8 protein-coding genes are annotated in these 11,982 nt (G+C 47.3%); 3 read left to right on the top strand and 5 right to left on the bottom strand.

The genetic code is table 11. The features are described from left to right. Positions 1–114 precede the first annotated feature (114 nt). Genes RBH91_RS18625 through RBH91_RS18605 form a run of 5 tightly spaced genes read right to left on the bottom strand, consistent with a single transcriptional unit; the run spans position 115 to position 8,335 of the window. Entirely contained in the window at positions 115–3,054 is a 2,940-nt protein-coding gene (locus tag RBH91_RS18625; RefSeq protein WP_307892491.1) for a glycoside hydrolase family 3 C-terminal domain-containing protein, read from the bottom strand. A gap of 14 nt (positions 3,055–3,068) precedes the next feature. Next, the gene (gene yicI / locus RBH91_RS18620) at positions 3,069–5,378 is read right to left on the bottom strand and encodes an alpha-xylosidase (protein ID WP_307892490.1); all 2,310 of its coding nucleotides are present in this window, start codon (positions 5,376–5,378) and stop codon (positions 3,069–3,071) included. A gap of 16 nt (positions 5,379–5,394) precedes the next feature. Beyond that, positions 5,395–6,213 carry a carbohydrate ABC transporter permease gene (locus RBH91_RS18615; RefSeq protein ID WP_239693648.1) on the bottom strand — a complete coding sequence of 273 codons (819 nt, stop codon included), beginning with the start codon at positions 6,211–6,213 and terminating at the stop codon, positions 5,395–5,397. Continuing rightward, on the bottom strand, positions 6,213–7,106 hold the full coding sequence (locus tag RBH91_RS18610; RefSeq protein WP_307892489.1) for a carbohydrate ABC transporter permease: 894 nt from the start codon (positions 7,104–7,106) through the stop codon (positions 6,213–6,215). Before RBH91_RS18610 ends, RBH91_RS18615 begins: the two co-directional genes overlap by 1 nt. An 11-nt stretch (positions 7,107–7,117) precedes the next feature. Beyond that, positions 7,118–8,335, bottom strand: coding sequence for an ABC transporter substrate-binding protein (locus RBH91_RS18605; RefSeq protein ID WP_307892488.1), 1,218 nt, complete (start codon positions 8,333–8,335; stop codon positions 7,118–7,120). 243 nt (positions 8,336–8,578) lie between these two features. On the opposite strand from RBH91_RS18605, the gene RBH91_RS18600 reads away from it, so the two are divergent. From RBH91_RS18600 to RBH91_RS18590, 3 genes are all read left to right on the top strand, one after another. Continuing rightward, on the top strand, positions 8,579–10,693 hold the full coding sequence (locus tag RBH91_RS18600) for a heavy metal translocating P-type ATPase (protein WP_307892487.1): 2,115 nt from the start codon (positions 8,579–8,581) through the stop codon (positions 10,691–10,693). A gap of 126 nt (positions 10,694–10,819) precedes the next feature. Next, positions 10,820–11,503, top strand: coding sequence for a DsbA family protein (locus RBH91_RS18595; RefSeq protein WP_076760797.1), 684 nt, complete (start codon positions 10,820–10,822; stop codon positions 11,501–11,503). Beyond that, a complete protein-coding gene (locus RBH91_RS18590; RefSeq protein ID WP_076760796.1) occupies positions 11,503–11,916 on the top strand; it encodes a disulfide oxidoreductase in 414 nt (137 codons plus the stop codon). The genes RBH91_RS18595 and RBH91_RS18590 overlap by 1 nt, the downstream gene beginning before the upstream one ends. Positions 11,917–11,982: the final 66 nt, after the last annotated feature.

The raw sequence follows: 11,982 nt of genomic DNA, 5'->3' as shown, positions 1-11,982 counted from the left end.
AATGCAACTTTTATTGAATTCTAATACATATCTCCTAAATTGTAAAGCTTTTAAATGGCTAAAAAAATGACGAAGGCCATGCAGAACATACTGCATGGCCTTCATCATTTTTTGTTATTGCTGAAATTGAAATGTATCGAGTGAAATGTTCCCTTTGAAAACGAAATATACGTGATGTGTGCCTGCTGTTTTTTGAACGGATGTTTTGATCGTTTTCCAGTTTTGCATACCAGATGTATCAGGCACCTTTAATGAACCGATCTTTTTTCCTTTCTTGGGATGGCCCAGGTAGATGCAGATCTCTCCGCCTCCGCTGCTTGAAACTCTCGCTTTCAGCCGCTTTTCACCTTTTAAACGGACATTTTGAAAGGAGATCCATGCGTCTGCTTTCATATTTTTTACCGCATCACCGCCGTTTTTAGATTCCTCGGTCATCTGTACGCTTTTGTAGTCGTCATAGTTTTCGGCCTTTGTTTTTTTCGCCAAGTTCCGTTTTGGAATCGTTTCTCCTTGAACGAAGACCCGCTTCGTCTGGCGGATATCTTTCGATGAGCTGCCGACGGCGATTTGGTACAGCCCTTTTTCAACGGCAAATTTTTCTCTTGTCACATCCCAAAAAGCAAGGTCTGATGGTTTCAGCTTGAAAGTCACGGTTTTCGTTTCTTTCGGGGAAAGCGTGATTCGCTTGAATCCTTTCAGATCTTGCTTAGGCTGCTTGACCCGTGTTTCAAACCGGGGGGAGGTATAGAACTGGACGACTTCATCTCCTTTTCTGCTGCCTGTATTGGTGATGTTGACACGCACCTTTAAAGTTCCGCCTTTTTTCAGGTTTCCGGTAGAAACGGTTAATTTGTCATAGCGAAACGATGTATAAGATAAACCGTGGCCGAACGGATACAGCGGTTTTCCGTCAAAATATTTATAGGTTCGTTTTCCTTTTATGATGTCGTAATTCATCATATCTGGCAGCTCATTGACAGAGGTGTGCCAAGTTTGCGTTAAGCGCCCTCCCGGATTTTCGCCGCCGAAAAGGATATCAGCCAAGGCGCTTCCCGCTTCCTGTCCGCCGTGGGCGGAATACAAAATGGCAGGGATGTGTTTGTCGGCCCAATTCAAAGCGAATGGGTAGCTGCTTGTGACGGCCAGCACGGTGTTGGGATTGGCTTTATATACGGACTTTACCAGCTGTTCCTGGGCGGGAGGGAGCTTGATATCTTCCCGGTCTTCGGTTTCCCGTCCATTGATGTAAGGGTTGTTTCCGACAAAAACAATCGCTTTATCGGCGGATTTTGCCAATTGAACCGCTTCATCTGTTCCGGATTTGACGATGGTTTTCGAAAATTTTTCGGCCGCAGTGGCCGGTTTTTCGGCGGCCGCCGTTAATGTTCCATCTGTTCCGGCGGTGACGTATTTGCCGTTTGCGGTATTTTTGATGGCAAATGTTCCGTCAGGCTGTTTTTCGAACTGAAAGGTTTCGCGGACCGTCCAGCCATTGGGCTGTTTTTGATCTGCAAGGAAGCGGCCATCGTCTTGAAGAGAGACATAGAGGCCATTCGCTTGAGCGCGCAGGGTGTATAGATCTTCTCCCCAATCGGCCAAGTCAAATGTCTCGCTTTTTTGAAGTTTGTTTGCAGCTGCTGTTAACGGCTGTTTGCCGTCCGGGCCGGCCGTCACATATTTTCCGGTCAGCACAGACTTGAACCCGCTCTGTTCGGTTCCTTCTGTAAAAGAGACGCGCTCTTCGCCGATTTTTTCTGTAATTCCGTCAAGCGGGGTCTTTTGATAAGGCATTGTTCCGCTGTACCAATCTTCATACAGGACATCGGCAAACGGGCCGATCACCGCGATGTCTTCATCTATCTTCTGATCGAAGGGGAGAAGCTGTTGATTGTTTTTTAATAAAACAATTGATTTTTCCGCGGCTTTTTTCGCCAGCTTCTGATGCTTCGGGCTGTTGATGACTTCATCTGTCAGGCGGCCGTATGGGTTGAGTTCATCGGAATCAAATTCGCCGGTGCGAAAGCGAAGGCTGAACACGTTTGTCAATGCCTGATCCAAGTCTTTTTCAGAGATGAGTCCTTTTGTTAAAGCTCCCCTGATCGCAGTCTTGGTCAGTTCGGGATTTTGATCCTGGTCTGTGAAGCTGTCAACGCCTGCTTTCACGGCGTGCGCGTGCGCTTCTTCATGGCTGTCATAATAATGATGGTCATTGACGATTCCCGAAGGATCAAAAGCGTCGCTGACGATAAAGAAATGGTCACCGGCCCATTTTTGTTTGACAGTGTTTTGAAGAAGCGGACTTAAAATGGCGGGTTTGCCGTTGATTGAATTGTAGGCCGGCATCAGGCCGAACGCGGCTTCTTTTGAAATGGCGGTTTCAAACGGTTTCAAATAATATTCCTGCAAATTCCTCGGGTCAATGCTTGAAGAACTGAAGCCCCGGTCTGTTTCATTATTGTATCCGAGAAAATGTTTTAGAGTTGGAATCGTTTTCAAATAAAAGGAATGATCACCTCTTAAGCCTGAAGCATAAGCCGTGGACATTTCTCCAGTTAAAAAAGGGTCTTCTGAATAGCCTTCTTCATTTCTGCCCCATCTCGGGTCGCGCAGCAAATCGACAACAGGCGCCCAGACATTGACTCCGTTTGCCGCAGGGTCAAGATGGTTGAAGCCGCGGACTTCATCACCGACCGCCGAGCCGACTTGTTTGATTAAGGCCTGATCCCAAGTATGAGCAAGACCGACAGCTTGGGGAAAAACGGTGGCTTTCCCGAGCCAGGCGACACCGTGAAGCGCTTCAGTGCCCGTTTTGAAAGCGGGAATCCCGAGGCGCGGAATGGCGGGCTGATACTGATGCATCAGTGACACTTTTTCATCAAGCGTCAGCCGTGAGATCAAATCGTTGACCCTTTTCTGGATGGGAAGCTTTGGATTTTGAAACGGATAATCGTAGGCCGGGGCTTTGGCCGCCACAGACTGCGGCAGACTGAAGCCGGCGATGGAAAGGGCGGTGCATATCAGTGACAAGGCGAGGATACGGACGATTTTCAGCATGTTTTCACTCCTTTTCAGAAAAAGATGACAACATCGCGATGCGCTTCTTTTGGCCGAATCGCGGTTCCTTCCTGAAGCGCTTCCATGGATCCGTTCATGACCGAGCTGACAGAAGATCCGCAGATCAAAAGCCTCCATTTCTTTTGGACGCCCGTTGTTTTCACCGTGAGTGTATGTTGATTTCTAGAAGCCTTGATCGTCATTGCTTCGTGTTTTTCATTATAAATCGTCTGTTCTGCCGTGTATCCGTCTTTTAAATGGTAGAGGCGGAATGTCACATCATCGAGATAATCGTAATCCGGACGGTTTGATTCGTGTCCGAGCGGCAGCAAGGTGTTTTCCCGGACGAAAAGAGGGAGTCCCATATAGCCATATTTCTCTTCCTGCCACTTTCCGCCTTCCGTTTCTTTTCCTGTTAACAGGTGTGTCCACGTTCCTTTCGGGAGATAGTACGAGACAGCGCCGTTTTCCTGAAAAACAGGGGCGATGAGAAGGTTCTTGCCAAGCATGTATTGGCTGTCAAGCCAGTGGCAGGTCCTGTCTTCAGGAAATTCGAGCAGCATCGCCCGCATCATCGGGATGCCTTCTGTGTGCGCGCAGTAAGCTGCAGCGTAAAGGTACGGCATGAGCCGGTGCTTCAATTTCACAAAGTATCTCATCACATCGGCCGCTTCTTCGTCAAACAGCCACGGAACCCGATACGATTCACTGCCGTGCAGGCGGCTATGTGTCGACAGCAGGCCAAACGCGGTCCAGCGTTTATATAGGTCGGCTGATGCGGTGCTTTCAAATCCGCCGATATCGTGGCTCCAGAAGCCAAAGCCTGAAAGGGAAAGCGACAGGCCTCCGCGAAGGCTTTCCGCCATTGAGTCATAGCTGGCAAAGCAGTCCCCTCCCCAGTGAACGGGGAATTGCTGGCTGCCGGCAGTCGCCGATCTTGCAAAAACGACGGCTTCCTGGTCTCCGCGTTTTTTCTTCAGAAGGTCGAATACGGTTTTGTTATAGAGAAATGAATAATAATTGTGCATTTTTTCGGGATCTGAACCGTCAAAGTATACGGCGTCTGCCGGGATTCTTTCGCCGAAATCTGTTTTAAAGCAGTCGACGCCCATATCGAGCAGGTTCTCCAGCTTTGAACAGTACCATTCGCGCGCTTTTTGATTTGTGAAGTCAACGATCGCCATTCCCGCCTGCCACCGGTCCCACTGCCATACATCTCCCTGTCTGTTTTTCAAAAAATAACCGTTTTCTTTTCCTTCTTGGAAAAGCTTTGACTTTTGGGCGATGTAAGGATTGATCCATAAGCAGATTTTCAGGCCTTTTTCTTTCAAGCGGCTGAGCATGGCTTGCGGATTCTGAAAAAAGCGTTCATCCCATTCAAAATTGCACCATTCAAACTCTTTCATCCAAAAGCAGTCAAAATGGAAGACGCTGAGCGGAATATCCCTTTCTTTCATCCCGTCAATAAAGCGGGTGACCGTCTCTTCCGAATAATCGGTTGTAAAAGATGTCGAAAGCCAAAGTCCGAAAGACCATGCCGGCGGAAGAGCGGGCTTTCCCGTCAACAAGGTATATCGCTTTAAAACGTCTTTCGGTTCTGAGCCGCTGATGATGAAATAATCAAGTGATTCGCCTTCAACGGAAAACTGGGCTTTTGAGACGACTTCAGAACCGATTTCATAGGAGACCAGTTCAGGATGATTGACAAACACGCCATACCCTTTGTTGGACAGGTAAAACGGGACATTTTTGTATGCCTGTTCAGTGCTCGTTCCTCCGTCCTTGTTCCAGATATCAACAGACTGCCCGTTTTTCACAAATGCCGTAAAACGCTCCCCGAGCCCGTAAATCATTTCGCCCACACCGATATCAAGCTGCTCCCTCATAAAAGTCCGGCCGTCATCACCCGCGATGTAGGCGAGGCTGTTCGGTCCGCTGCCAGTCAGCCTTTGTTCACTTCGCAAAAATTGATAGCGCCACTTGGTTTTGCTCACTTTGACGCTCAAGCTGCCGCTTCGGAGCGTCAATGCGTCGTCATCTTCCGAAATCTCCGGCTTCATATTTGTCGTATAGAGGGAAAAGCCCGGTTTTTTATGCGCGCTTCCATTAAAATGGAAAACCTGAACGCGGATCACACCTTCAAATGGGCTGGAAAACCTGACGGTGAGCATACGGGTATCCAAAGTGTCGCCCCTTTTCTGAATGCCTTTGACAGGCCCGTAAACCGTCAATGAGTGTTCATCAATCCGGTGATCGTAAGCTTCCTTTGGCGTATTGATTTCATAGCCGTCCCGGGTGAGCCAGTAGCCGTCGGAAAATTTCATTGTCAAGCACCCTTTCTTATTTGATTGAACCGCTGACAAGTCCTTTGACAAGCTGCTTTTGAAGCATGACAAAAATGATGATGACTGGCAGAACCGATATAACGGCAAATGCCATCAGATCATTCCACTGGATGCCATATTGGCTGATGACATTATAGATGCCGGCCGTTAGCGGCCACAGTTCCTGGTTTCTGTTGAATGTCATGCTGTAAATCAAATCTCCCCATGTGAAAAAGAAGGAAATCGCCCCGCTCACGGCAATTCCAGGCATGGCAACGGGCAAAATGATGCGGATGAATGCCGTAAAACGGCTGCATCCGTCAATTTTTGCGGCATCCTCAAGATCCTTTGGAATTCCGAGAAAAAAAGTCCTGAGCATTAAAACCGAAAAAGGAATCCCAAGAGTTGCAGAAGCTAAAATCGGGCCGATGTACGTATTGAGAATGTTCAGCTTGTTAAACACAATGAATAGCGGCGTCAAAATGACGGTGGCCGGAAGCATTTGCGTGACGAGGAACAGCAGGATAAACAGTTTTTTGCCCCAAACTTGAAACCTGGCCAAGCCGTAGGCGGAAGGGACGGCCAAGAGCAAAACGATGATGGCTGTAATTCCTGAAATCACGACGCTGTTCATGAAGTGTCTCGCGATCCCTTCTGTGAAAACCGCTTGAAAGCCGGAAAGCTGAAATGTCTCCGGCCACAATGAAGGGGGGACCTTAAACAATTCGGCTTCGCTTTTAAAAGCCGTCATCATCATCCAGTAAACAGGAAACAGAAAAACAGCCGTGATCAAGACCCCGATACAATTGAGGAGCCATTCCTTTCGTCTCGGCATCATGACATCACCTCATCTTTTTTGATCAATCGCAAATAGACGAGACTGACCAAAAGGAGAATGAAAAATAAGACATTGGCGCTTGCTGCCCCCATGCTGAACTGAAACTCATTGAAAGAATAGCGGTAGCTGACAGTTGAAAGCACTTCTGTCGAATGAACCGGACCGCCGCCCGTCATGACGAAGACAAGGTCAAACACTTTGAAGGTATAAATGAAGCCGAGCATCATGACGACTGTGATCACCGGCCGTAATAAAGGCAGGGTTAAATGGATGAATTTCTGAAAACCGTTGGCGCCGTCAAGGCTTGCACTTTCATAAACATCCTCGGGAAGGGAGCTGAGGCCGGCTGATATCAGCAGCATATTGAAGGGGATGCCGACCCAGATATTCGCGATGATGACGGACCAAATCGCAATGTTCGGGTTTGACAGCCATGGGATGGGGCTGTCGATGATGCCCCATGAAAGCAGGAGCTGATTGAAAACCCCTTCGCCTGAAGCCATCATAAACTTAAATAAAAGCGCCGTAATCGTCAGCGGAATCAGCCAGCTCACCATCATCAACCCGCGGAGAAACGGAGCAAGCCGGAATTTCATGCTGAAAAACACAGCCAGCAAAAAACCGATTGCAAATTGAAAAACGACGCTTCCGGCTGTATAAAGCAGCGTGTTTTTCAAAGACACCCAAAACACTTCTTCTTGAGCGAGCTGTTTATAATTCTCAAACCCTATAAAGCCGGCGTCTTGAGAGGCTAAATTGGAAAGCGACAGATTCTGAAAGCTCAGCATGATATTGTAGATTAATGGATAGCCGATTAGAGCAAGCATAAACAGGACTGCCGGAAACACAAAGAAATAACCTTCCCATTTGCGGACGAATGCTTTGATCATGATCAAACTCCTTACTTTAATGTGTCGACCTTCTGTGCCGCTTTATCCAGCGCTTCCCTCGGCGTTTTGCTTTCACTTAATGCCTCCTGCAGGGCCATTTGCAGCGCTTCGGACATGTCTGGCCAATCTTTGGAAGGCCCGCGTGCTGATGCGATATCCATAATGGGGATAAACGACTTTAGATTCTGATCGGTCTTCCAATGATCCGACGTTTCCAGCAGATCTTTCCGCGGCGGGAATACGCCGGTTTCCGCCGTCAGTGTCTCAAGCCGCTCAGGATCGAGAAGCCAGGTGATAAAGTCCCATGCGCCTTCAGTGTTTTTACCTTTGACAACGGCGATGTTTTCTCCGCCGAGGGCAGACGCATACTCTTTATCTTTCGGGATAAAGGTGATGCCGTAATTCAAATGTCCGACCTCTTTCAACCGTTCAATGTTCCAAGAGCCGTTGATCATCATGGCAAGCTGCCCTGCAGCGAACTGTCTGGCCAGATCATCCTGGGTGGCGTTTAACACTTCCTTGCTCATAGCGCCTTCCTTTACTAAATCCGCCAAAAATTGCAGGGAAGAAACAGCTTCCTTTGATTGCAGGCTGTTGAGATCTGCGCCTGAAGACAGTAAAAACGGATAAAATTGAAAAGCGCCTTCCTCAGATTTAACCGCCGACATCGCAAACCCTTTCGTATGGCCCTGGCTCGCTTTTTTCGCTGCTTCTTTCAGCTCGCTCCATGTTTTGGGAGGCTCAGACACCCCGGCATCCTTCAGCAGATCGTTGTTGTAAAACAATGCCAGCGCATTGCTTGCAAAAGGAATGCCGTAATATTTGTTTTCATAAAGGGCTGATGATAAAGGCCCTTCATAAAACTGATCAATCTGCCCCCATTGTTCCGCTTTGTCCGTCAAATCCTCAAGAATGCCCATCGCGGCAAAAGAAGCATTGTCTACATTGTCAAGGAAAACGGCATCAGGCATAGCATTTCCCGCTGTTCCGACAGACAGCTGTTTTTTCACTTCGTTAAACGGAATGTACTCTGTCACCACTTTATACTGATCCTGCGACTGATTGTACTGATCGACAAGCTCATGATACAGCTCCTGCTGTTTGCCGGTGAAATAATCCCAGACTTTGACTTCTTTTGCATTCTTCTCATCGCTGCCTCCGCTCTTGCACCCTGTGGAAAAGACCAGCAGAAAGGCGAAGCAGATCATCATAAGACAAGATGTTTTCAAAAACGCTCACTCCTTGTGAATGAAGCTTGTTAGTTTAATAGCTAAACTAAGTATATTTGGGCAGCACTTCCAATATGCCATTTGCGTTTTGGCGAAGGTATGCGGGGGAATAATGAAACAGCTTTTCCTGTGGAGTTGATTGACACATTTTCTGAACGGAGCATATAATAGGGTTACAGGTTATATGCGTATATGCTCATATATAAAATAAATCGTTCCGGCGCTGAAAGAAAGGTGAGAGAGATGGAAAAAGTGAAGCAAGAATACATGTTAAACGGTCTTGACTGCGGAAACTGTGCGCAGAAAATCGAAAATGAGATTGCCCGCATGAAGGGGATTGATGCGTGCTCGGTCAATTTTGCCACAAACACTTTGACTGTCAAGATAAATAAAGGCAGCGGTCAAAACATATCTTCAGAAATTAAGAAAAAGGTCACCGCCATTGAACCGCACGTTCAAGTGGCATTGAAAGACGGCGGACCATCTTCACAGTCAGGCAGTGATCAGCGCGTCAAAAAAACGATCGCAAGGCTTGTTTTGGGGACCGTTCTCGGCGCGGCCGGCTTTCTTTTTCCCGCCGGCGGCATCACGGAATGGCTTCTCTTTTTCATTGCTTATCTTCTCATTGGCGGCGACGTTGTCTTAAGAGCAATCAAAAACATCTTTCGCGGCCGGGTTTTCGACGAACATTTTTTAATGACAATTGCCACCGCCGGCGCTTTTATCATCCAGCAATACCCTGAAGGGGTAGCCGTCATGCTGTTTTATCAAATCGGCGAGCTGTTTCAGGGAGCTGCGGTCAATCGCTCGCGAAAATCGATCAGCGATTTGATGGATATTCGTCCCGACTATGCCAATCTTCAAACAGGGGATGGAACGGCCAAGGTATCTCCCGAACATGTCAAAGCAGGCGATGTGATCATCATCAAACCGGGAGAAAAAATACCTCTTGACGGCAAGGTTTTAAAAGGAAAATCGATGGTTGATACATCCGCATTAACCGGGGAATCCGTGCCGCGCGAAGCGGCGCCCGGCAATGAAGTGCTGAGCGGATTTGTTAATAAAAACGGCGTGCTTGAGGTGGAAGTCCTCAAAGAATACAGCGATTCAACCGTTTCCAAGATCCTCGATTTGGTTCAGAATGCAAGCAGCAGAAAGGCGAAGACCGAGAATTTCATCACAAAATTCGCCAAGTATTATACACCGTTTGTCGTCATTGTCGCTCTTCTTCTTGCATTTGTTCCGCCAGTGATCGTTCCGGGGGCAATACTATCGGATTGGGTCTACCGAGCGCTTGTCTTTTTGGTTATTTCGTGTCCGTGCGCGCTTGTCGTCTCCATTCCGCTGGGCTTTTTCGGCGGTATCGGGGCCGCATCAAAAGCCGGCATTCTTGTAAAGGGCAGCAATTATTTAGAAGCTTTAAACGATGTCAAATACGCCGTTTTCGATAAGACGGGGACATTGACAAAAGGTGAATTTGCCGTCGTCAAACTATCGCCGGCCGATCAGAAAGCGACAGAGGAAGAGCTCCTTGAATATGCAGCGCTTGCCGAATTCCATTCCGCACACCCGATCGCAGAATCGATTCGCGAAGCATACAGAAAGTCCGTCTCCGCAGAAGCCATTAAGGATTACAGCGAAATGTCCGGCTACGGGGTGAAGGCGGCTGTTAACGGAGTCCGCATTTTGGCCGGAAACGCCAAACTGATGCAGAAAGAAAATATTCGCTATCAAGAGGAAAACGGCATCGGAACCGTTATTTATGTAGCGGCCGATGGCGTGTTTATCGGCTCGATCCTGATTGCTGATGATATAAAAGAAGATGCCGGACATGCGATTTCATCTTTGAAAAAAGCGGGGATTAAAAAAACGGTTATGCTGACAGGTGATGCAAAAGAGGTTGGCGATGCCGTCGGAGAAGCGCTCGCCATTGATGAAGTGCATGCAGAACTCCTCCCGCAGCACAAGGTTGACCGTATTGAAGAACTTGATGGGCAAAAGCTTCCGAAAGAAAAGCTGCTTTTCGCCGGTGACGGAATCAATGATACACCTGTTTTGGCGAGGGCGGATATCGGAATTGCGATGGGCGGTCTCGGTTCTGATGCAGCCGTTGAAGCCGCTGATATCGTGATCATGACAGATCAGCCTTCGAAAATCGCCGAAGCGATACAGATTGCCAAACGGACCAGAAGCATTGTCTGGCAAAATATTATATTTGCACTTGGGATTAAAGGCGTTTTTCTCCTATTGGGCGCTTTTGGCATCGCCACGATGTGGGAAGCCGTATTTTCAGATGTCGGTGTAACGCTTCTTGCCGTTTTAAATGCAATGCGCGTATTAAATGTCAAAGAAATGTAACTTTTTTCCCGCCTTAAGAACCGGAAAAACGTTTTTTAGCATCTTCACGAATACGGCTTGTCTTGTTAAAATGAAAGAGATTGTGAAACTGACATATTAAAAAATAAGAAATAATGAGGTGTCTAAGTGAAAAAGAAACAGCAGTCACCGATGAAATTTGCAGTGATATTGACAGTTATCGTCGTTTTTCTGATCGGCGCGCTGGTCGTCCTTAACAACCAAACAGAAAACGCTTCGCAAACATTTGATGACAAGCCTTCAACAGAAGGACAGCCGATCCTCGGAGATAAAGACGCGGCTGTTACGATTACCGAATTCGGAGATTACAAGTGTCCGAGCTGTAAGCAATGGACGGAATCCGTTTTTCCCGATTTGAAAAAAGATTATATCGATAAGGGAAAAGTCAATTTTTCATATATTAATTTCGTCAATCAGCAGCATGGCAGAGGCTCAGAGCTGAGCGCCCTTGCTTCTGAACAAGTATGGAAGGAAGACCCGGATTCATTCTGGACATTCCATGAAGCACTGTACAAAGCGCAGCCTGACAACGATACGATGGAAAATGAGTGGGCGACGCCTGCAAAATTGGCGGATATTGCCGAAGCAAATACAAAGATCAAGCGCGACAAGCTTGTGGGAAGCTTAAATGACAAAACGTTCACAGAGCAGCTTGGAACGGACAGCTCCCTCATCAGCGAATACAACGTGGATTCAACGCCGACGATTTTTGTAAACGGCGTAAAAATCGCCAAACCTTTTGATTATGACAAGATCAAAGAAACGATCGAAAAAGAGCTGAAGGGCAAGTGATGAAAAATAAGTCGTTCCTTCTGTACGGCGCCTGGATCGTCTCTTTAGCGGCGACAATCGGCAGCCTGTATTTCAGCGAAATCCGTAAATTTATTCCTTGTGAACTGTGCTGGTATCAGCGGATCATGATGTATCCGCTGGTGCTGATCCTCGGAATCGCGACATTCCAGGGCGATGTCCGGGTGAAAAAATATGTGCTGCCGATGGCGATTATCGGCGCAGGTATTTCCCTGATGCACTATTTGGAGCAGAAAATTCCCGGATTCAACGGCATTAAACCGTGTATCACCGGAGTTCCTTGTTCAGGGCAATATATCAATTGGTTCGGCTTTATCACCATTCCATTTCTCGCCCTTACCGCATTTATTTTGATTATCATTTTTATGTGCTTTCTCAAGGGTAAAGAGGAGTAAAAAGAGCATTGTCTGACAATGCTCTTTTTTTTATTTTCATACACACATGTTCATAGAATAGGTGTT

Source organism: Bacillus swezeyi, from assembly GCF_030908325.1.
In the GTDB taxonomy this organism is placed as follows: Bacteria; Bacillota; Bacilli; order Bacillales; family Bacillaceae; genus Bacillus; species Bacillus swezeyi.
Note: the sequence above shows the minus strand (reverse complement) of the source record. Positions and strands in the feature narration are given on the sequence as shown.